The following is a 19,115-nucleotide window of genomic DNA, read 5'->3' on the forward strand; positions in this document are numbered from 1 at the left end:
GCGTCACCCCGCAGGAACCGCAAACACCTCCTCCGGCGTATGCAGCCCTTTCAGGCTTTGCCTGCCCAGAGACCGTCCTTCCAGCCCGGCCCTGCTCCGGAACTCCGAAGACACCAGCAGCGGCTCTCCTGTAGTACCGCACAGACCCGCGACCCGTGCCGCCAGATTCACGTCGCGGCCGATCACCGTGTAGTCGAGCCGCATGCCGGAGCCGACATTGCCAAAGGCAACCTCTCCGAAATGCAGCGCAATGCCGACCTCGAAGGCCGGTGCGTCTGAGCAGGCATCAACCTGCGCCAGCCCCTCGCGCGAGGCCGCCAGCGCCCGGGCGCAGGTCTGCACCCCGTCTTCCTCGGCACGGAAAATCGCCAGGATGCCATCGCCGATGAACTTCAGGACTTCGCCGCCCGCGTCTTCGATGGGCGGCACAATGCAATCGTAATAGGCATTCAAGAGGCTGGTGGCCTGTTCCGCGCTCATGCCCGCGGTCAGTTCGGTAAACCGGCGCATGTCGGCAAACAGGATGGCGGAACGGATGCGCATCACCTCGCCGCGATGCACATCCCCCGAGATTATCCGCCGCTGCGGCTCTTCGCCCACGTAGATCCGCAGCGCTTCCTGCATGGCGCGGGCGGTGGTCAGGATCTCCTGACAGGCCGAGAGCGCCGGGAAGACCGCGCGCAAGAAGGTGATGTCTTCCTCAGAAAACCCTTCAGGCGCCTGAGTGGCAAAGCTGAACGTGCTGGCCATGCCGCTGCGCATAAAGACCGGCGCCATGATGTAGTGGGTGTAGCCGTCCGCCTTCAGCTCCGGCACGATGCCGTAGCGCTCGTCGGGCGTGTCCGGCAGCCACAGGATCACCCACTCGCCGGTCCGGTGCACATCGGCTGCCGGGGAATGGGCATAGCCCTGGCCGCTTTCCTCGCTGAACGGGAACAGGTAGCTGCGCGCGCCTTTGCCGCGCTCCCAGAAACGGGCGCTGGCCACGGCCTCGGCATGCAGCAGCGGCACGATGGAGGTGGCCCGGTCCAAGGGCACGCCGCCTGCATGGATCAATTCCGCCATCCGGCTGAGCACATCGTCGGCGTCGCTGGCTGCGCGGGCTTCGCCCAGCATGTAGGAGATCAGCTGCAAAGCGCCCTGCAGACGCTGCGGCGGCAATTGCTGCATGGGATCGGGTACATATGTCATGCGGTCAGGCTAACCTGCCAGGCCTTTGCCCGGCAACGGCGGAGCTCCCGCCCGTCCTTGGCGCCTGCGGCGCCGCGTTCCGTTGGGCCGGGCAGCCCTGCGGGCTGCGGGGCGCTCTGTTCATCAGCGCACAGCGCACGTGGCCTGCGGCCGGTTTTCCGGCGCAGCCGCACATCCTATTTTACCCGCAAGCAATGGAAACCAGGAGACAGGCCAATGTCCCTCAGACCGATTATCGAAACCCGCCACGCCCAGCCCCATACCGAAGGTGCCGGGGTCAAGCTGCACCGCGCCTTCGGCTTTCAGGACCCCTCGGAGCTGGACCCGTTCCTGCTGTTCGACGACTTCCGCAACGACAATCCCGAGGACTTCCTGCGCGGCTTCCCCTGGCACCCGCACCGGGGCATCGAGACAATCACCTATGTGCTGGCGGGCTCGGTCGAGCACAGCGACTCGCTGGGCAATGCGGGCACCCTGGGCGCAGGCGACGTGCAGTGGATGACCGCAGGATCAGGCATCCTGCATCAGGAGATGCCCGCGGGCAACGCCAAGGGCCAAATGCACGGGTTTCAGCTTTGGGGCAACCTGCCCTCCAGCCAGAAAATGACCGCACCGCGGTACCAGGACATGCGCAGTGCAGATATCCCCGAAGTGATCGACGATGACGGCACAAGGGTGAAGGTGATTACCGGCGAGTTCTGGGGCAAGCGCGGACCGGTAGACGGCATTGCAGCCGATCCGCAGTATCTGGATGTCTTTGTGCCTGCTGGCGTGAAAAAGACCCTGCCCATCGACACGTACCGCAGGGCATTTGCCTATGTGTTTGAAGGCGAAGCAGCTTTTGCCGATGCCTCAGCGCCTCAGGGCGTGCTGCTGGAGAAGGAAGTTTCTGGCGAGGAGGTCAACATCCGCGACCTGTCCGGCGACCGCACCCTGATCCGCTTCGGCACGGGCGATGAAATCACCGTTCAGGCGGGCCCCGAGGGCGTGCGCTTCCTGCTGATCTCCGGCGCGCCGATCAATGAGCCGGTCGCCTGGCACGGGCCGATTGTGATGAACACCCAGGCCGAGCTGCATCAGGCCTTCCGCGACCTGCGCAACGGGACATTCATCAAGCCCGCGCACTGATCGGGAAAACCGGTTTCCACTTTTCCCTGTGCGCGGCGCACCAAGCCCGCGCACTGACCGGGGAAACCGGTTTCCACTTTTCCCTGTGCGCGGCGCATCAAGCCCGCGCATTGAACCCAACCCGGCGCCAATGTGCTATACTCCCCCCGTCCAATGATCAGATGGGGGGAGTGATGATTATCCGGGTGTTCCGTGCCACCGTCCGCGAGGACAAGATCCAGGATTTCAAGACCTTTCTGACCGACAGCGCGGTGCCGCATGTGCGCCGCCAGCCTGGGCTGATCTCGGTGACCGCCGGGCTGCCGCGGCCGGATTCGCCCGCCACGTTCTGTGTTGTCATGGTCTGGGAAAGCGTCGAAGCGCTGCAGGCTTTTGCCGGCGAGGACTGGGAGCAGCCGCATGTGCTGCCCGAAGAAGATCCGATGGTGCTGAGCCGTCAGATCGACCATTACGACATGATCGGGCTGCTGAGCTGACCCCGGCGTTAGCTGCCGGCATGCCAGCTGTAGACGGTTTCCGCACCCGCAGGCTGTGGAGTGAAACCGGCTTTTTCCAGCACCCGGGCAGAGGCTGCGTTCTCTTGCATCACACCGCCGCTGAGGGTTACGCCGCTGCCGCTGAAACAGGCCTGCAGACCGGCAATAAGCTCGCCGGCCAGGCCCTGGCCCCAGGCTGATTCTGCGAACAGGTAGCCCAGGTTCCGGGTGGCTCCGCCATCCTCCGGAGAGGACAGGATGACCAGCCCGATGCCCTGACCGGCCAGGCTGCGCAGGGCAATCACTTCGGCCTGCTGCGACACTGCCTGCAGAAATACCCGGCGCGCAGCTTCATCTGCTGGTGACTGAAATCCTGCGGGCAGCCATTGCACCACTTTCGGCGCAAAGAGATCTGCAAGCTCCGCGTCCGCCAGGTCCTGCCAAGGCGCTGCCCGCAAACGGCTGGTTTGCAGATCCAGCAGGCTCATGCGCTGACCGCTTTTTGCACCATGCCCCAGTAAACGGTTTCCACCTCATCCAGCGACAGGCGCCCTTCGGAGCGGTACCAGGTATTGACCCCGTTCAGCATCGCAATCACCGCCAAAGTGGCAATTTTGGTGTCGGGAATCGCGAACACCCCTTGCTCCACGCCTTCTTTCAGGATGCCCTCGACCCCGTTCTCATAGTCCCGGCGCAGGGATTCGATGACGGTGAAATTCTCCTCCGTCAGATTGCGCAGCTCCATGTAGGCGATGAAAACGGCATCCGGGCGCTCCAGGTGAAAGCGGATGTGGAAGCCGGTGAAGGCGCGCAGCCGATCCAGCGCGCTGTCCGCCCGCGGCACTGCATCCCAGGCGGCCTGCAGCTCCACCATGTGGGTTTCCATCAGGTTGAACAGCAGGCTCTGCTTGTCGGGCGTGTAGTTGTAGAGCGCCCCCGCCTGCACCCCCACCTCCTTGGCGATCTGGCGCATGGAAACTGCGGCATAGCCCTGCTGCGCAAACAGCCGCAATGCGGCTTCGCGGATCTTGGGGCCGGTGATACCGGAATGGGAACCTTGGGTGCGTGCCATGAGCTGACCGTAACTGAACAATTGTTCAGAAAAAAGAGGAAGAATGCCCGAAGGCCAGCCAGCCCTTTACCGGCAAGGCACGGCCAAGCCAATCCCCTGCGCGGCCCGTGAAATCAATTGTGCCGCGGCGCCGGACCTCCTAAAACCGGCGGGGTAAGCAACGGGATAACTTTGATGCAGGTTTGGACACGGTTCGCACTTCTTCTGGCCATGACGGCAGCCGCCGCCTGCACCCGCGTGCCCGAACTGGAGGACCGGCTGACCCCGGACCTGCGCGGCGCGGACTATCCGAAGCTTCTGCCTTTGGATGACGCGCTGGAACCGCTTGATCCGCCGCAGCAGGCCGGCGAGCAGCTGCAGGACGAACTCGATGCGCGCAGCGCCAGGCTGAAACGCCGTGCTGAAGCTGTGAAAAACGCCGATTTCTGATCTGTTCCCGGCTTTCCTGCCAGCATCACCATTCCTTGCCCTGCAGCAGCGTTGCACGCCCGCGCCGAACCGGCTAAGGCGGGGCTGATAATTTTGGAACAAAGGACCTCCAGCTATGACAGAACCGCTTCGTCTTGGGATTGCAGGTTTGGGCACAGTTGGCATCGGCGTGGTGAAAATTATCCGCCGCCATGCTGCGCTGCTGGAGGCACGGACCGGGCGCCCTGTTGTGATCTCGGCGGTTTCGGCCCGCGATGCCAACAAGGACCGCGGCGTCTCGCTGAAAGACTACGCCTGGGAAACCGACCCGGTAGCGCTGGCCGTGCGCGATGACGTGGATGTGTTTGTCGAGCTGATGGGCGGCCATGAAGGCGCCGCCAAGGCCGCAACCGAAGCCGCGTTGGCCGCGGGCAAGGACGTGGTCACCGCCAACAAGGCGCTGCTGGCCATCCACGGCCAGGCGCTGGCCGAACAGGCCGAGGCCGCAGGCCGGGTGATCCGGTTTGAAGCCGCGGTGGCCGGCGGCATCCCGGTGATCAAATCGCTGACCGAAGGACTGGCCGGCAATGAGATCACCCGCGTCATGGGTGTGATGAACGGCACCTGCAACTATATCCTGACCCAGATGCAGGCCACCGAGCAGGGCTATAACGCACTGTTCGAGGAATGCGGCCGCCTGGGCTACTTGGAAGCCGACCCGAACCTGGACGTGGGCGGCATCGACGCGGGCCACAAGCTGGCGCTGCTGGCCTCCATCGCTTTCGGCACGAAACCGGCGTTTGACAATGTGGAACTGGAAGGCATCCAGCGTATCCAGCTGGAAGACATTCACGCCGCGGCCGACATGGGCTACCGCATCAAGCTCTTGGGAGTGGCGCAGCGCTCCGCCCGCGGGCTGGAACAGCGCATGTCGCCCTGCCTGGTGCCGGCGAACTCGCCGCTCGGCCAGCTGGAAGGCGGCACCAACATGGTGGTGATCGAGGGCGACTCGATCGAGCAGGTGGTGCTGCGCGGCCCTGGCGCCGGTGAAGGCCCGACCGCCAGCGCGGTGATGGGCGATGTGCTCGACCTGGCCCGCGGCCTGCGGATCTCCACCTTCGGCCAGCCTGCGGAAACCCTGCAGGAAGTCCCTGCCGCACAAACCGGCCTGCCCGCCCCCTTCTACCTGCGCATGGGTCTGCTGGACAAGCCGGGCGCGCTGGCCAAAGTGGCCGCGGTTCTGGGCGATGCCGGTGTTTCCATCGACCGCATGCGCCAGTACGGTCATTCCGAGCCGACCGCGCCGGTTCTGATCGTTACCCATAAATGCACACGCGCCACATTGGACGCAGCCCTCGAAGGCCTCGCCGCCACCGATGTGGTCGACGGCGCCCCCGTCGCACTGCGCATCGAAGAGGTCTGAGCCGCCAGAACCGGCTAAAAACGGCGGTTTTATGCACTGCGGCGGGGCTTTCCTGCCGCGGTGACCGCTATCGGCCCTTGCGAGCCTGCCCCGCCCCGCGCTATTCGGCGTGAAACGCCCATTCACATCTTTCCCGTTGAGACAGGATTTCCGGTATGACTTCGAACACCTCTGACGCGCCCTTTCACGACCGTATGCTGTCACTGGGCCTGGCCCGTGTTGCTGAGCAGGCGGCACTGGCCTCTGCTTCGCTGATCGGCCGCGGCGACGAGAAGGCCGCCGACCAAGCCGCCGTGAACGCCATGCGCGAGCAGCTGAACCTGCTGGACATCGCCGGCGTGGTGGTGATCGGCGAAGGCGAGCGCGACGAGGCCCCGATGCTCTACATCGGCGAGGAAGTCGGCACCGGCAACGGCCCCGGCGTCGACATCGCTCTGGATCCGCTGGAAGGCACCACCCTCACCGCCAAGGACATGCCGAACGCGCTGACCGTGATCGCCATGGGCCCGCGCGGCTCGATGCTGCACGCACCGGACACCTACATGGACAAGCTGGCGATCGGCCCGGGCTATGAGGATGGCGTCGTGTCGCTGGACATGTCCCCGCGCGAGCGCGTCGAGGCGCTGGCCGCCGCCAAAGGCTGCGCGCCCTCCGACATCACCGTCTGCATCCTGGAGCGCCCGCGCCATGAAGCGATGATCGCTGAAGTGCGCGAAACCGGCGCCTCGATCCGCCTGATCACCGACGGCGACGTGGCCGGCGTCATGCACTGCGCCGAATCCGAGACCACCGGCATCGACATGTACATGGGCCAGGGCGGCGCGCCGGAAGGTGTGCTGGCAGCTGCAGCCCTGAAATGCATGGGCGGCCAGATTTTCTGCCGCCTGGTGTTCCGCAACGACGACGAAAAGGCCCGCGCCGCCAAGGCCGGCATCACCGATTTCGACCGTATCTACACCCGCGACGAGATGGTCACCCAGGATGTGATCTTTGCCGCCACCGGCGTCACCGGCGGCTCGCTGCTGCCGCGCATCAAGCGCGAGCCGGGCTGGGTTGAAACCACCACCCTGCTGATGCGCTCCAAGACCGGCTCGGTGCGCCGCATGAGCTACCGCACTCCGCTGGCACCGCATCAGGAATAAGCCTGGCGCCCAGCAGCGGCTTGTGCCGCTGCCTCCCCTCTCGGCGGCACGGCCGCCTGCCGGGCAGAAGGGCGGGAGTATTTGGACAAAGAAGAAGGGCCGGATCCGTTTGGGTCCGGCCTTCGCATATGGGGACAGAAGATGAGCTTTTTGGGTGTAGAGCAGTCCTTGACCGGGCGCCGCTGGGTAGGTCCCGGGGTTGAGGTGGACCGCGCCTCGGAGATGATGGCGCAGCAGACCGGCCTGCCCCGCTCAGTCTGCCAGGTGCTGGCCCGGCGCGGCGTCCCTGCGATGGAGGCCAAAGGGTTCCTGGAGCCCAAACTGAAGGAACTGCTGCCCGACCCCCGTGAAATGAAAGACATGGAAGCCGCCGCCGCGCGCTTCCTGCAGGCCGTGCAGAAGCGCCAACGGATTGCGGTCTTTGCCGACTACGACGTGGACGGCGGCAGCTCTGCAGCGCTTCTGCTTGTGTGGCTGCGGCAGATGGGGTTGGAGGCCACACTTTACATCCCCGACCGTATTGACGAGGGCTACGGCCCCAATGTGCCCGCGATGCAGGAACTGGCCGCCGCGCATGACCTGATCATCTGTGTTGATTGCGGCACCCTCAGCCACGAGCCGATTGCCGCCGCCAAGGGCGCCGACGTGATTGTGCTGGACCACCACCTGGGCGGCGAGACGCTGCCGGATTGCGTGGCGGTGGTGAACCCCAACCGGCAGGACGAGAGCGGCGATCTGGGCTATTTCTGTGCCGCAGGCGTGGTGTTCCTGATGCTGGTCGAGGCCGGCCGCCAGATGCGGGAAGCGGGAGCCAAAGGGCCCGACCTGATGGCGCTGCTGGATCTGGTGGCGCTGGCCACCGTTGCGGACGTGGCACCTTTGATCGGTGCCAACCGGGCGCTGGTGCGCCAGGGGCTGAAGGTGATGGGTGCCCGCAAGCGCCCCGGGCTTGTGGCCTTATCCGATGTCAGCCGCATGGATTCGGCGCCTTCGACGTATCACCTTGGCTTTCTTCTCGGGCCGCGGGTGAATGCGGGCGGGCGGATCGGGAAGGCGGATCTGGGCGCCCGCCTGCTGTCCACGGACAACCCGCATGAGGCAGCTGCGCTGGCCGAGCGGCTGGACGAGCTGAACACCGAGCGCCGCGATATCGAAAACGCCGTGCGCGCAGCAGCCTTGGAGCAGGCAGAAGAACGCGGCCTGGATGCTCCCCTCGTCTGGGCTGCGGGCGAAGGCTGGCACCCCGGCGTGGTAGGCATCGTCGCCTCCCGCCTGAAGGAAGCCGCCAACCGGCCCGCGATTGTCATTGGATTTGATGGCGATGAGGGTAAAGGCTCCGGGCGTTCCGTCTCCGGCGTCGACCTTGGCGCCTCAATCCAGCGGCTGGCGGCCGAGGGCCTTCTGGTCAAAGGCGGCGGCCACAAAATGGCAGCAGGCCTCACCGTGATGCGGGACAAGCTGGAACCCGCAATGGAGCGCCTCACAGAACTGCTTGCAAAGCAGGGCGCCGGCCAGGGCGGTCCCGCCGACCTGAAGCTGGACGGCGCCTTGATGCCGGGGGCGGCCAGCGTTGATCTGATTGAACAGATCGAACAGGCAGGCCCCTTTGGCGCCGGGGCTGCCGCTCCGCGCTATGCCCTGCCCGACCTGCAGGTGCGCTTTGCCAAAAAAGTGGGTGAAAGCCACCTGAAACTCTCGCTCAGCGACGGCATGGGCGGCGGCGTGGATGCGATCTGTTTTGGTGCGTTCGACACTGCGCTGGGGCCGAAGCTGCTGGAGCACGGCGGCGCCCGCTTCCACTTTGCAGGGCGGCTGGAGGTCAACACCTGGGGCGGCCGCCAAAGCCCTCAGCTGCGCCTGGAAGACGCCGCCGAAGCCTGATTTTTCAAGAGCTTACGACCTGTGGATAAGAAACTTCACAAAACCGTATTTTTTCTCTTGCGAGTTCCGGCGCTTACAACTAAATACCCGCTCACGCACTGAGTGGCCCGTTCGTCTATCGGTTAGGACGCCAGGTTTTCAACCTGGAAAGAGGGGTTCGATTCCCCTACGGGCTGCCACTTTCTCCATCACAAGCCGCACCCTAACGCAACCGATGATGATCGTGTTTTTGCGTTTATTTTCAGCACACTACCCTTTGCTCCGGCGGCTTCGAAAAACTTCGGATTTCTGCAAAAACCCTCTTGCGCCCGGCCAGAGCAATCAGTAAACACCGCCTCACAGACAGAGTGGCCCGTTCGTCTATCGGTTAGGACGCCAGGTTTTCAACCTGGAAAGAGGGGTTCGATTCCCCTACGGGCTGCCACTTTCCCTTATAATTTCATGTAGCTGATCGCAAGTTTGGCTGTGCGACTGTGTCCGGCTTTGCTTGCAGCCAGCCTTTGATAGCCCAAGCGAGCACTGCCTGAACCTTTACTTGGGATGGCATAAGCGCCCCTATGGTCAGCGGGCCGGGCCGCGCACCACAGCTTGGAATGCAGCGGCATCGCCGCCCCCTGCCTCTTCTTTCTCCATGCCTTCGCGATAGAAGAAATGCTGCGCCCGTCCGGCGCGCTTGGCTGCATAGAGGGCTAGGTCCGCCTGGTTCAGCAATTGCTGGGCATCGGGCTCCTTTTGCCAGGTCGACAGGGTTGTACCTGCGCTGGCAGAGATCCGGCAGGTTTCGGCGCCGAAGGGAATCGGCTCCTCCAGCCGTTCAATCAGCCGTTTGGCAATGGCGGCCAGCCGGACAGTGTCCATGGCGCCCTCGAGGATCATCACAAATTCATCGCCGCCGACCCGGGCAACGGTGTCAGCCTGGCGTGTGCATTCCACCATGATCCGCGCCGCCTGCTGCAGCACCGCATCACCCGCAGCATGGCCCAGCGTGTCATTCACCTGCTTGAAGAAATCCAGATCCAGATGCATCAGAGCAAACTCGCGGCCGCTGCTGATCAGCCGCCCCAGCACGTGATCCATCGCCCTGCGGTTCTTGAGGCCCGTCAGCGTGTCAGTAAAGGCTTGCTCTTCAGCGGCAATCTTGGCCCCCTGCAGGCGGGTATTCAGCTGGCGTGACGCTTCCATTGCAGCTGATTTCGCCTCCACCAGATAGAGCATCTCAATGGTCAGGTCGGTGGGTGAGAAATCAGCACTGGTCAGGTCGTAGTCTCTGACCGCCTCCAGAACCGAAATACCAAACGACAGGTTGATGAACACGCCCTGCCCGTCCGGCAGCGGCGTGCAGACGCCTTTGAGGCCGGTCTGCGGCTCATCCCGGAACTGAAGGTGCAGCTTGCTGCCCGACGTGCGCTGCAGATCCTCAACCGAGCGCACCGAGCGCGGGCGCGACAGATCGAACACACGGAAGAACCGGCGCCCCTCCCAATCCAGCTGCGGCCGCAGCTTTTTCAAGGTCGGCCCTGCCGAGACAATCCGCCCCTTGGAATCGACCACCGCGTACATCGGGCAGACAACGCCTGCCATTTCCGTCAGCTGCTGGAGTGTCATCATAAGGAATGCGCCCCCAAATCAAATTCGCGCCCGGCTGCGAACTTGGTCTCGACCAGGGTGATCGAAATCACCTCGGCCCCGTCATGAGTGCCGCTGTAGTCCATAAAGACCAGATCACCATAGTCATCAGCCATGGCCCGCAACACCCCCATCAGAACATGTGCATAACCCGGCAGCCCTGGCTGGCAGATCAGCTCGAACTGATCCGGCGCCTGCTCGAGCAGTTCCAGCCCTGGCAGCTGCAGGTCGGACACCGCCAGCCGGGCCCTGTCCGGCAGGTCGTCCAGCGAATGAAGAAATTCGACATAATTCACCCCGCCAAAGCGCAACAGGCGCCGCAGCGCCTCCACCTGCGGGTTGGAAACCAGAAACGTGCCCATGTCCTCGAGCATTTCCGGCATTGGGCGCGCCAGAACCTTTTCCATCGCCGCCAGCATGCGGCCGGATTGCTCATCGGTATAAAACAGCATGGCCTCGAACTCGGTGAAGCCGAGTCCTGCATCTTCCATGATTTCGTTCCAGCGTTCCGCCCCGTAGGTACTGGTCACAAAAGCCTGGATCGCTCTGTTGATCAGACCGTGCATGCAATGGCCCCTCTTTGCCTTCGCCCCAGTCTTGACGCCTGCAGGTTAAGAAAGGCCCAACAAAGTAAACTTGCCTGCTTAATCGCTTGTATTTCTCCTGTTTTTTTTAGCTCCTGCACGAACCTTGCATCCTTAACAGCAGAAACCGGCAATGTGCGTACTGCGATCATAGTCCCGCTGCCAGCTCTTTGACCACTCACTTCCGAAAAACAAATTCCAGCTAACAATTTCCGTCCCGCACAGCCCGGGACCCGCCGCATCTGATCAGCTTTCTACTGGACCTGCCCGAAGCAAGAGGCAAGCCCGGCCCGCCAGGCAGAGGCAAACCAGCGGTTTCCCTCCTGCATTGATGCAACAGGGCCGCCGGGATGCAAAAAAGCGGAGGGGCTGCCTCCGCTTTTCTGAATTGCTTTTGCCGTCCTGCAGCTCAGAAATCAGTCGGCGCGCCGCCTTCTGCCTTGCGGCGGGCAACAAAATCCGCCAGTTCGTCGCGGATGCCTGCATCCATCGGCGGCTCCTCGAAATCGGCAATGATCTCCTTGAACATCTTGTGCGCCCGCTCTGCGGTCCAGGTGGCGCCGGCCTGCTCCCAGGCCTCGTAGTTGCGCCAATCGCTCAGGAACGGCTGATAGAAGGCAGTGGCATAGCGGTCCTGGGTGTGCTGGATGCCAAAGAAGTGGCCGTCGTTGCCGACCTCCTTGATCGCATCCAGGGCAATTTCCTCGGGGCCGGTGGCCGAGATCTGAGGCTGCATGTAGCGTTCGATCTGCTGCAGGATTTCACAATCCATGATGAACTTCTCAGGAGAGGCGATCAGCCCGCCCTCCAGCCAGCCCGCCGCGTGGTAGACCATGTTGGTGCCTGACTGCACCGCGGCCCACAGCGAGTTGGAGGTTTCCCAAATCGCCTGCCCGTCCGGCACGTTGGCCGCGCAGACGCCCGAGGACCGCATCGGCAGCCCGTAGAACCGCGCCATCTGCCCGGTCATCTGGGTCGAGCGCATGTATTCCGGAGTACCGAATGCCGGCGCGCCGGACTTCATGTCCACGTTTGAAGTGAAGGTGCCGATCACACAGGGCGTGCCCGGGCGCACATACTGGAACAGCGCAATTGCACAGAGGCTCTCTGCAATCGACTGCGCCACCGCCCCGGCCATGGTCACCGGCGCCATTGCACCTGCCAGCGTGAACGGCGACACCACAATCGCCTGGCCGCGCCGCGCCAGCCGCAGGCAGCCGTCGATCATCGGGAAGTCGTGCTTCAGCGGCGAGGTGGAGTTGATGTTGGTGTACATATGCGGCTGCGACTCAAACTCTTCGTGGCTGAGCCCGCCTGCGATCCGAACCATCTCCATCACGTCCTCGACCCGCTCCTTGCCGAGCGAATAGGCGTGCATCGCCTTGTCGGTCAGGGTCAGCTTGTCATAGAGCACGTCCAAGTGCCGGACCGAGGCGTGGATGTCCACCGGTTCCACCGGATAGCCGCCGGCAAAGTGGATGCAGTTGAAGTACTGGGTCAGCTTCAACAGGTTGCGGCACTGTTCGCGATTGCCTGCCACCTTCTTGTTCAGCTCCATGTCCCAGTAGTTCGGCGGCGAGGAAACGTTGCCGAATAGGATGTTGTTGCCGCCCAGCGGGATTGTCCGGTCCTTGTTGCGCGGCGTGATCGAAAATTCGCGGGGCGCCTTGCCCACCATCTCCATCACAAAGTCCCGGTCCATCTTGACCAGCTCGCCCTCGACCTTGACGCCGGCCTGCTTGAAGATATCGAGCGCTTCCGGGTTCAGGAAGACCACGCCGATCTCTTCAAGGATACGCATGGCACCCTCGTGGATCGCCTGCACGCCCTCTTCGCTCAAGGGCTCCACCGGCCGGTCGATGTTGACCGGGATCTGCCAGGGCATTTGCTCCAGCGCCGCGCTTCCGCGCCGGGCTGCCGCGCCTGCCCTGCCTCCGCCGCGCCGCTTGCGCGCACCTGTTTCCGCCATTTTGACCTCCCCTGGGTCCGTAAAAAGATTCCCGCTGTGAGCACCCAGTTGGCCCAATCCTGGACCGCGCTAAATGTCCGTTCCCGACCCGTTTTGTCGCATTCTCAACAAAAAACGCCGGAAGGCTGTAGCACTAGACACTTATGCCCAGTTAGCAGCACAAAAAACCGGCGTGCAAGAGGGCACGCCGGCTTTGCCTGAAATTCAGGCTGGAAAATATGCGGACCAGAGGCGTTTCAGCTGTCGATCCAGGCTGGGATATGGCCGATGTCGGGCAGCACCACGTCAGCGTGCGGTGCCAGCTCCTCGCGCAGGGCCATACCGGTCAGCACCCCGATTCGCTGCATGCCCGCCGCAGCGCCCGCTTCCAGGTCATGCAGGCTGTCGCCCACCATCGCGGTCCGGCCCGGGGCAACCCCGGCCGTCTTGCAGAACGCCAGCAGCGGATCCGGATCAGGCTTGGCCCCGTGGCCGCTGTCGCAGCCTGCTACAAAAGCAAACCGGTCCAGCACCCCTGCACGCTGCAGCTGGCTTTTGGCCGACACCTCGGCATCATTGGTCATCACCCCCAGCACCTTGCCGCGTGCCAGCAGTCCGTCAAGGAAGTCCGCCAGCGGCACTGCCGGCGCCAGCTCGGCTTCAGCGGCGCTTTGCGCCAGAAAGGCGGCCAGTTCAGAGACGCCCATGTCCGCCACAAAAGGCGCCAGCACTTCTGCCACTTCGTCGTTGGAGCCGGCAATCACCAGACTGTCCGGGTTGAACGCCTCGCGCTCCAGATCATAGCTGATCACCTCGGCCATCGCCTGTTTGGCCGCCTCGTCCCCCTGGGACAGTGTCTCAAGGATCCTGGCGGCCCAGCCGTTCCAGGTGGCGGCAAAATCGAACAGGGTACCGTCCTTGTCGAACAGGAAAGCATCAACGGGCATGGCGGGTCCTTCTAACGCGGGATTCGAGCGGACCCTATCAGGTCCAATGCACCTGTCCACCGCCTGGAAGCGACATCCGCGCCTGCAGCGGCATTTCATAGGCCAGCCCCTCGGAATCGCAGAACTGCATCACCCAGCCATCGTCCATCGTTAAGAAATCGAGCACCGAGCCCAGGAACTCCGGTTCTGCCGCCCGCGCCCGCAAATCTGCCTCGCTGGCGCCGGTTGCCCCCAGAAACACCGGTAATAACTCATCATTTCCGGCCAGCCAGGCCAGCGCTTTCAGCGCCAGCGTCTCGGCGCCATCGGCGGAAATCCGCATGTTCCCCACTTTCCTGCCGCATTGCGGCCAATTTAGTAAAAATCCGAAAGGGTTTCTTAACCAGTCTCAGCAAAACTCCAAGGCATAGGATTTGCAAGGGGCGAAAGGATACCGCGTGCAAGGCACTATCCTGGTCATCGACGGCGTCTCCACCAACCGCATCATGCTGAAGGTGCAGTTGGCGGCTGCCTACTACGATGTGGTCCAGGCAAGCGGCGTCGAAGAGGTGCTGCAAGCGGCACGCCAATGCTCCCCCGACCTGGTGCTCACCGCCATGTCCCTGCCCGGCGGCTCTGCCGCTGATGTGAAACGCGAACTCTCCCGTGACGAGGCTCTGGCGGACCTGCCGGTGATTGCGGTTTCCGACTGGGAAGGCGCAAAAGCCCGGCTGGAGGCACTGGCGGCCGGCATCGACGATGTGCTGCAGCAGCCGGTGGACGACGTAATCCTGCAGGCCCGCATCCGCAGCCTGCTGCGCGCCCGCAGCGCCACCGAAGAGCTGAACCTGCAGCGCGACGCCTCGCACGGTTTCATCCTGCCGCATTGCGACCGCAGCTGCTCTGAGGACGTGCGCAACGCGTCCGTGGCACTGGTGGCCCAGGACCCCCGCACCGCCATGGCTTGGCGCAGCGAGCTCGCCGGCCGGCTGCCCTACGAACTGCGCACCCATGCAATCAGCGACATCCAGGGACTGATGCAGGCCCCCGTGGCGGACGCCATCATAATAGAACTTAACGAGGTCTCAGCAGGCCCCGGCCTGCGCCTTCTGGCCGATCTGCGCGCCCGCGCGGCCACCCGGCGGTCTGTGGTGATTGCGGTACCCAATCCCGCAGATCCGCACATTGCTGCCGAAGCACTGGACCGCGGCGCCCACGATGTGCTGCAAACCGGTTTCGATGTCGAGGAACTGGCCCTGCGCCTGAACACCCAGCTGCAGCAAAAGGCCCGCAAGGACGTGATGCGCGACAGTGTCCGCAACGGTTTGCGCGCGGCCAACCTGGATCCGATGACCGGCCTCTATAACCGCCGCTATGCCAAGCCCTTCTTGGACAGGGTCGCCCATTCCGCGTCCGAGACCGGCGAGAAGTTTGCCGTCATGCTGGCCGATCTCGACCATTTCAAACGGATCAATGACCTTTACGGACACCCGGCCGGCGATGCGGTGCTGATTGAGGCCGCCCGCCGCATGCAGGCGGTGCTGCGTCCGGCAGACCTGCTGGCGCGTGTCGGCGGCGAAGAATTCATGGCCGTGCTGCCCGGCGCCACCGAGGCAGAAGCCGCCCTTGCCGCTTCTGCCCTATGCGATGCGATCAACAGCACTCCGTTCCAGGTGCCCGCCGCCGCTGAGCCGGTTCCAGTCACCATCAGCATCGGCGCCGTGATGGGCGGCGGCGGCAATGAGGACAGCACTGCCGCTTTGGTCGCAAAGGCCGATCAGGCGCTGTACAATGCCAAGGATGCCGGCCGCAATCAGGTGACTCTGGCCCAGGAGTGCATTCAGGCCGCCTGACAGGCTCCCCTGCACTGGATTCAGTGAAACAAGGCAGCAGTTCCCAGCTGCCTTTGGCGGCTGGGCGCGGCTGCCATCCAGGGGAGCCTTTATTCTCAGTTGTGCTTGCCGCCGCGCCAGCCTCCGCCGCGATGCTGCATCCGCTCCTCCAGGCGGTCAGCCAGCTCCGCGCGCTGCGCCGGTGTCATCCCTTCAAGCTTTTGCACCCAGGCTTTCTGCACCTTGGTGTGGAAGGCATGGCGCGCATCCGACTGCCCTTGCAGCAGCATCAGCAGCGCACCGGCATCAAACTCTTCGCTGCGCAGCGTCTTCAGAACTGCCTCGCTTTCGGCGCGGCGGCGCTTAACATAGCTGCCGTGGGTGCCGCCCGCCTCCTGGCGCAGGGCCATGCGGGTACCGGGTTCCAGCTCCTTGAAGATCAGTGCCCCCACAGGCGGCGGCCGTTTCCAATGCTTGTCCTTGTCCGAGAAACGCCAGACTGCCCCCGCCGCCAGGCCGATCACTGCCAGGTTCAGCGCCAGCGATCCCGCCAGCAGCAGTTTCAGCCACAGCTTCATTCCAGGCTTGCTCTCCGCACTCATTGCAAGTCCTCGCTCAGCATCACTGCCATATCGTAATTCTCATAAGGCACCGCGGTGCTGCTGTCCTCATAGCCCGCCAGCGCTACCGGGTCCGGCACGAAAGAGGGCGGCGCAAGACCGATCCACAGCCCTGCGGCGCTGGCCGCTGCCAGACCGCCCATGGCCGGCCAGCCGCCAACCGCTTCGGCCAGCTGCCGCCACAGCGGCCGCCGGGCCGGCCGGCGCGGCGCCACAGGCTCAGCCCTGAGCCGTTCCCGGGCTGCATCTTCCAGGATGGCCGCGGTCAGCCGGTCCGGCACCGCCGGGCGCTCAGCGCGCGCAGCGGCAAAGAGATCCTCCAGCTCCTGCAGTGCTTTATCCGTTTCAGCCATCGCTATACCCCAACTCTTCGCGCCGCCCGGCCAAAACCGCCGCCAGCGCCCGCTTGCCCCGGGCGGTCAGACTTTCCACCGCCTCGACGCTAATGTCCATGATCCCGGCAATCTCCGGGTTCGATAGTTCTTCCAAGTGGCGCAGCACCACTGCCTGCCGCTGCCGCTCCGGCAATTGCATCAGGGCCGACTGCAGCGCATCCTGCCGTGCCCCTTCCTGCATTGCTTCCGCCGCTGAGCGTGCCGGATCCGGCGGCTCGGGCACCGCGTCCAGCTCCACATGGCCGCCGCGGGCCCGCCGCTTGCGGTCAATGCACAGGTTCATCGCCACCCGGTAAAGCCAGGTAGAGACCTGCGCCTCCCCCGGCCGCCACTCCGGCGCCATCTTCCACAGCCGCAGCATCGCTTCCTGTGTCACGTCCTCGGCCTCGGCGCGGTTTCCCATCACCCGCATTGCCACGCCAAAGACACGCGGACTCAGCCGCGCCGTCAGGTCCGCCGCCGCGCGCCCGTCGCCATTGGCATAGAGCACCAGAAGCGCATCGTCGGAGACTTCCTCCGCCGCCCTGCTCATGGCAGCCGGATCCCGCCCCGGGATCCGGCGCCGCGATATTTCCGCGTTATGCAGCACGCTTCAGCGATCAGTTCTGCTCCGTTTCATCCCCGTGCCCGTTTCCGTGGCGGTGCTTGCCGCGGTGATGCATCCGGGCTTCCTCAAACTCTTCTTTCGAGATCCCGCCGCTGCCGTCTGCATCCATCCGGTCGAACATCTTGCCTGCCCGGCGCGGTTGCGGCAGCTCATCCTTACTCAACGCGCCATCACCGTCTTTGTCAAAGCGTTCCAGCATCTGCGCGGCCCGTTCATTGGCCCGCTCCTGCGCATGCGCCTGCATTTCCTCCAGCGTCAGCTTGCCATCGCCATCGGCATCAGCCTTGGCAAAGCGGGCTTCTTTCATCGCCTGCAGTTCAGCCTTGGTCACTTCGCCGTTGCCGTCTGCGTCGATTTCCTCAAAGGACATCTTCGGTCCGTGATGGCCATAACCCTTGGCCAGTGCCGCTCCGCCTGCGGCTACGCCGGCTGCGGCAACAATCACGGCGATGAACTTGACGTGTTTCATGTCATCTTTCCTTTGTCCTGCGGCAGCTCTGTGCTGCCCGATGCATAGGAAAAACGCAGCCCCTCGGCAGATCCGTCGCAGAAACCGCAAGTTTTTTTTCAGAAGCCGGCACGTTGCGGCAAACCGGCGCAGAATCCGGGCTTTCCCCTTTCACCGCTGCCGCGAAGCGCGCAAAGATACGGCAAGCACACAGGATTTCCCATGACCGAGTCCCCCGCCGCGATGGCTCCCGATGCAGACACCGACCGTCCGACCAAGCCTGCCCTGGCCAAGGGCTGGCGCTGCAAATGCCCGCAATGCGGCGAGGGCAAGCTGCTGCATTCCTATCTCAAGGTGAACGAGAGCTGCAGCCGTTGCGGCCTCGACCTGACCCATGCGCGCGCCGATGACGGGCCGGCCTATCTCACGATTCTGATCGTCGGCCACATCATGGCGCCGCTGATGCATGTGGTCTATTTCTCCTGGCGGCCTGAGCCCCTCGTGATGTTCACGGTTTTCACGATTGGCTGCCTGGCCTCTTCCCTCTATCTTCTGCCGCGGATGAAGGGCATCGTCATCGCCTACCAATGGGCGCGGCGGATGCACGGGTTCGGCAAGGACACCCCATCCCCGGCAAGCCCTCAGGCAGCAAGCAACGAGCAGGATAGAACATGACCGAGACGCATCTGCACGGCGAGACCACCACCGACAAGACCGCCATCCGCAACGCGGCCACCGTCATCGCCATGCGCGGCCGCATGTCCGAGGATCCACAGGTGCTGATGGGCCAGCGCGGCGCCAAGGCGGCCTTCATGCCCAACAAGTTTGTGTTTCCCGGCGGCGCCGTTGACCCGGCGGATGCGCAGATCGCCTTGGCCTCGCCGCTGCCTGAACTGTGCCAGGAGCGGCTTGCCGACAAGGCGCCCGGCGGCGTGCAGCATGCCCTCAGCGTCGCTGCCGTGCGCGAATTATGGGAAGAAACCGGCCTGATCCTGGGCGAGCCCGGCAACTGGAGCGGCGAAGTTCCCGAAGACTGGCAAAGCTTTGCCGCCACCGGCCACGTGCCGTCCGCCAAGGACATGCAGTTTGTGTTCCGCGCCCTGACCCCGCCGGGCCGTCCGCGCCGGTTCGATGCCCGCTTCTTCCTTGTGGATGCAGATCAGGTGACCGGCAATCTGGATGATTTCTCGCAAGCCTCGGATGAGCTTTCGCACCTGCAATGGATTCCGCTCAGCGAAGTGCGCAGTTTCGATCTGCCCTTCATCACCGAGGTGGTTCTGGCCGAAGTCACCGCCCGCGTCCAGGACGCCGAGCCGCCGCAAAGCGTGCCCTATTTCCATAACAATGACGAGGCCAGCCTGTTCCTGCGCCTCAAAGGCTACCCGATGCCCGCAGACGGCTGAGGCCG

The 19,115-nt window shown here is 63.9% G+C and carries 21 protein-coding genes and 2 tRNA genes; 11 read left to right on the forward strand and 12 right to left on the reverse strand.

The window, feature by feature from the left end:
• Window positions 1-3 precede the first annotated feature (3 nt).
• Complete coding sequence (locus RA20_RS22380; RefSeq protein WP_039134180.1) at window positions 4-1,191, reverse strand: adenylate/guanylate cyclase domain-containing protein; 1,188 nt, start codon at window positions 1,189-1,191, stop codon at window positions 4-6.
• 216 nt (window positions 1,192-1,407) lie between these two features.
• On the opposite strand from RA20_RS22380, the gene RA20_RS22385 reads away from it, so the two are divergent.
• Both RA20_RS22385 and RA20_RS22390 read left to right on the forward strand, forming a co-directional pair.
• Window positions 1,408-2,319, forward strand: a complete 912-nt coding sequence (locus RA20_RS22385) for a pirin family protein (protein WP_039134182.1) — start codon at window positions 1,408-1,410, stop codon at window positions 2,317-2,319.
• A 173-nt stretch (window positions 2,320-2,492) separates the two neighbouring features.
• Complete coding sequence (locus RA20_RS22390; protein ID WP_039134185.1) at window positions 2,493-2,795, forward strand: antibiotic biosynthesis monooxygenase family protein; 303 nt, start codon at window positions 2,493-2,495, stop codon at window positions 2,793-2,795.
• Window positions 2,796-2,803: 8 nt separating this feature from the next.
• Here RA20_RS22390 and RA20_RS22395 read toward each other — a convergent pair whose 3' ends face one another.
• Together RA20_RS22395 and RA20_RS22400 are read right to left on the reverse strand one after the other, a co-directional pair.
• Complete coding sequence (locus RA20_RS22395; protein WP_039134188.1) at window positions 2,804-3,283, reverse strand: GNAT family N-acetyltransferase; 480 nt, start codon at window positions 3,281-3,283, stop codon at window positions 2,804-2,806.
• Entirely contained in the window at window positions 3,280-3,867 is a 588-nt protein-coding gene (locus RA20_RS22400; RefSeq protein ID WP_039134191.1) for a TetR/AcrR family transcriptional regulator, read from the reverse strand. The genes RA20_RS22395 and RA20_RS22400 overlap by 4 nt, the downstream gene beginning before the upstream one ends.
• A gap of 174 nt (window positions 3,868-4,041) precedes the next feature.
• Between RA20_RS22400 and RA20_RS22405 the strand changes: the two genes are divergently transcribed.
• From RA20_RS22405 to RA20_RS22430, 6 genes are all read left to right on the forward strand, one after another.
• On the forward strand, window positions 4,042-4,296 hold the full coding sequence (locus RA20_RS22405; RefSeq protein WP_039134194.1) for a hypothetical protein: 255 nt from the start codon (window positions 4,042-4,044) through the stop codon (window positions 4,294-4,296).
• Window positions 4,297-4,411: 115 nt separating this feature from the next.
• Entirely contained in the window at window positions 4,412-5,698 is a 1,287-nt protein-coding gene (locus RA20_RS22410; RefSeq protein ID WP_039134197.1) for a homoserine dehydrogenase, read from the forward strand.
• Window positions 5,699-5,853: 155 nt separating this feature from the next.
• Complete coding sequence (gene glpX / locus RA20_RS22415) at window positions 5,854-6,840, forward strand: class II fructose-bisphosphatase (protein WP_039134200.1); 987 nt, start codon at window positions 5,854-5,856, stop codon at window positions 6,838-6,840.
• Window positions 6,841-6,981: 141 nt separating this feature from the next.
• Window positions 6,982-8,721, forward strand: a complete 1,740-nt coding sequence (gene recJ, locus RA20_RS22420) for a single-stranded-DNA-specific exonuclease RecJ (RefSeq protein ID WP_039134272.1) — start codon at window positions 6,982-6,984, stop codon at window positions 8,719-8,721.
• A gap of 104 nt (window positions 8,722-8,825) precedes the next feature.
• Window positions 8,826-8,900: transfer RNA gene (locus tag RA20_RS22425), tRNA-Glu, on the forward strand.
• A 170-nt stretch (window positions 8,901-9,070) separates the two neighbouring features.
• Window positions 9,071-9,145: transfer RNA gene (locus RA20_RS22430), tRNA-Glu, on the forward strand.
• 137 nt (window positions 9,146-9,282) lie between these two features.
• Here RA20_RS22430 and RA20_RS22435 read toward each other — a convergent pair.
• The 5 genes from RA20_RS22435 to RA20_RS22455 all read right to left on the reverse strand — a co-directional run bounded on the left by RA20_RS22435 (window position 9,283) and on the right by RA20_RS22455 (window position 14,148).
• Window positions 9,283-10,329, reverse strand: a complete 1,047-nt coding sequence (locus RA20_RS22435; protein ID WP_039134203.1) for a GGDEF domain-containing protein — start codon at window positions 10,327-10,329, stop codon at window positions 9,283-9,285.
• Window positions 10,326-10,913, reverse strand: a complete 588-nt coding sequence (locus tag RA20_RS22440) for a heme NO-binding domain-containing protein (RefSeq protein WP_039134206.1) — start codon at window positions 10,911-10,913, stop codon at window positions 10,326-10,328. The genes RA20_RS22435 and RA20_RS22440 overlap by 4 nt, the downstream gene beginning before the upstream one ends.
• Window positions 10,914-11,340: 427 nt before the next feature.
• Window positions 11,341-12,900 carry a trimethylamine methyltransferase family protein gene (locus RA20_RS22445; protein ID WP_039134209.1) on the reverse strand — a complete coding sequence of 520 codons (1,560 nt, stop codon included), beginning with the start codon at window positions 12,898-12,900 and terminating at the stop codon, window positions 11,341-11,343.
• Window positions 12,901-13,136: 236 nt separating this feature from the next.
• Window positions 13,137-13,826 carry an HAD family hydrolase gene (locus RA20_RS22450; protein ID WP_039134212.1) on the reverse strand — a complete coding sequence of 230 codons (690 nt, stop codon included), beginning with the start codon at window positions 13,824-13,826 and terminating at the stop codon, window positions 13,137-13,139.
• Window positions 13,827-13,863: 37 nt separating this feature from the next.
• Entirely contained in the window at window positions 13,864-14,148 is a 285-nt protein-coding gene (locus RA20_RS22455; RefSeq protein ID WP_039134215.1) for a DUF3572 domain-containing protein, read from the reverse strand.
• A 115-nt stretch (window positions 14,149-14,263) separates the two neighbouring features.
• Between RA20_RS22455 and RA20_RS22460 the strand changes: the two genes are divergently transcribed.
• Window positions 14,264-15,658 carry a diguanylate cyclase domain-containing protein gene (locus tag RA20_RS22460; RefSeq protein WP_039134275.1) on the forward strand — a complete coding sequence of 465 codons (1,395 nt, stop codon included), beginning with the start codon at window positions 14,264-14,266 and terminating at the stop codon, window positions 15,656-15,658.
• Window positions 15,659-15,753: 95 nt separating this feature from the next.
• On the opposite strand, the gene RA20_RS22465 is transcribed toward RA20_RS22460, so the two are convergent.
• The 4 genes from RA20_RS22465 to RA20_RS22480 form a co-directional block, all read right to left on the reverse strand.
• Window positions 15,754-16,239, reverse strand: coding sequence for a periplasmic heavy metal sensor (locus tag RA20_RS22465; protein WP_039134218.1), 486 nt, complete (start codon window positions 16,237-16,239; stop codon window positions 15,754-15,756).
• Window positions 16,236-16,610, reverse strand: coding sequence for a hypothetical protein (locus RA20_RS22470; protein WP_039134221.1), 375 nt, complete (start codon window positions 16,608-16,610; stop codon window positions 16,236-16,238). Before RA20_RS22470 ends, RA20_RS22465 begins: the two co-directional genes overlap by 4 nt.
• Complete coding sequence (locus tag RA20_RS22475; RefSeq protein WP_039134278.1) at window positions 16,603-17,184, reverse strand: RNA polymerase sigma factor; 582 nt, start codon at window positions 17,182-17,184, stop codon at window positions 16,603-16,605. Before RA20_RS22475 ends, RA20_RS22470 begins: the two co-directional genes overlap by 8 nt.
• 67 nt (window positions 17,185-17,251) lie before the next feature.
• Window positions 17,252-17,728: an EF-hand domain-containing protein gene (locus RA20_RS22480; RefSeq protein WP_039134224.1), complete on the reverse strand. Its 477-nt coding sequence runs from the start codon at window positions 17,726-17,728 to the stop codon at window positions 17,252-17,254.
• A gap of 201 nt (window positions 17,729-17,929) precedes the next feature.
• On the opposite strand from RA20_RS22480, the gene RA20_RS22485 reads away from it, so the two are divergent.
• Both RA20_RS22485 and RA20_RS22490 read left to right on the forward strand, forming a co-directional pair.
• Entirely contained in the window at window positions 17,930-18,382 is a 453-nt protein-coding gene (locus tag RA20_RS22485) for a DUF983 domain-containing protein (RefSeq protein WP_039134228.1), read from the forward strand.
• Window positions 18,379-19,110 carry an NUDIX hydrolase gene (locus RA20_RS22490; protein WP_039134231.1) on the forward strand — a complete coding sequence of 244 codons (732 nt, stop codon included), beginning with the start codon at window positions 18,379-18,381 and terminating at the stop codon, window positions 19,108-19,110. The genes RA20_RS22485 and RA20_RS22490 overlap by 4 nt, the downstream gene beginning before the upstream one ends.
• The last annotated feature ends 5 nt before the right edge of the window (window positions 19,111-19,115 follow it).

This window comes from Leisingera sp. ANG-Vp (genome assembly GCF_000813725.1).
Taxonomy (GTDB): Bacteria; Pseudomonadota; Alphaproteobacteria; order Rhodobacterales; family Rhodobacteraceae; genus Leisingera.

Coding starts and splice junctions, on each gene's coding strand:
- RA20_RS22470 (WP_039134221.1), bottom strand. CDS start 16,610: ATGGCTGAAACGGATAAAGCACTGCAGGAGCTGGAGGATCTCTTTGCC.
- RA20_RS22445 (WP_039134209.1), bottom strand. CDS start 12,900: ATGGCGGAAACAGGTGCGCGCAAGCGGCGCGGCGGAGGCAGGGCAGGC.
- RA20_RS22485 (WP_039134228.1), top strand. CDS start 17,930: ATGACCGAGTCCCCCGCCGCGATGGCTCCCGATGCAGACACCGACCGT.
- RA20_RS22490 (WP_039134231.1), top strand. CDS start 18,379: ATGACCGAGACGCATCTGCACGGCGAGACCACCACCGACAAGACCGCC.
- RA20_RS22395 (WP_039134188.1), bottom strand. CDS start 3,283: ATGAGCCTGCTGGATCTGCAAACCAGCCGTTTGCGGGCAGCGCCTTGG.
- RA20_RS22475 (WP_039134278.1), bottom strand. CDS start 17,184: ATGAGCAGGGCGGCGGAGGAAGTCTCCGACGATGCGCTTCTGGTGCTC.
- recJ (WP_039134272.1), top strand. CDS start 6,982: ATGAGCTTTTTGGGTGTAGAGCAGTCCTTGACCGGGCGCCGCTGGGTA.
- RA20_RS22450 (WP_039134212.1), bottom strand. CDS start 13,826: ATGCCCGTTGATGCTTTCCTGTTCGACAAGGACGGTACCCTGTTCGAT.
- RA20_RS22390 (WP_039134185.1), top strand. CDS start 2,493: ATGATTATCCGGGTGTTCCGTGCCACCGTCCGCGAGGACAAGATCCAG.
- RA20_RS22385 (WP_039134182.1), top strand. CDS start 1,408: ATGTCCCTCAGACCGATTATCGAAACCCGCCACGCCCAGCCCCATACC.
- RA20_RS22400 (WP_039134191.1), bottom strand. CDS start 3,867: ATGGCACGCACCCAAGGTTCCCATTCCGGTATCACCGGCCCCAAGATC.
- RA20_RS22435 (WP_039134203.1), bottom strand. CDS start 10,329: ATGATGACACTCCAGCAGCTGACGGAAATGGCAGGCGTTGTCTGCCCG.
- RA20_RS22465 (WP_039134218.1), bottom strand. CDS start 16,239: ATGAGTGCGGAGAGCAAGCCTGGAATGAAGCTGTGGCTGAAACTGCTG.
- RA20_RS22440 (WP_039134206.1), bottom strand. CDS start 10,913: ATGCACGGTCTGATCAACAGAGCGATCCAGGCTTTTGTGACCAGTACC.
- RA20_RS22480 (WP_039134224.1), bottom strand. CDS start 17,728: ATGAAACACGTCAAGTTCATCGCCGTGATTGTTGCCGCAGCCGGCGTA.
- RA20_RS22405 (WP_039134194.1), top strand. CDS start 4,042: ATGCAGGTTTGGACACGGTTCGCACTTCTTCTGGCCATGACGGCAGCC.
- RA20_RS22455 (WP_039134215.1), bottom strand. CDS start 14,148: ATGCGGATTTCCGCCGATGGCGCCGAGACGCTGGCGCTGAAAGCGCTG.
- RA20_RS22380 (WP_039134180.1), bottom strand. CDS start 1,191: ATGACATATGTACCCGATCCCATGCAGCAATTGCCGCCGCAGCGTCTG.
- glpX (WP_039134200.1), top strand. CDS start 5,854: ATGACTTCGAACACCTCTGACGCGCCCTTTCACGACCGTATGCTGTCA.
- RA20_RS22410 (WP_039134197.1), top strand. CDS start 4,412: ATGACAGAACCGCTTCGTCTTGGGATTGCAGGTTTGGGCACAGTTGGC.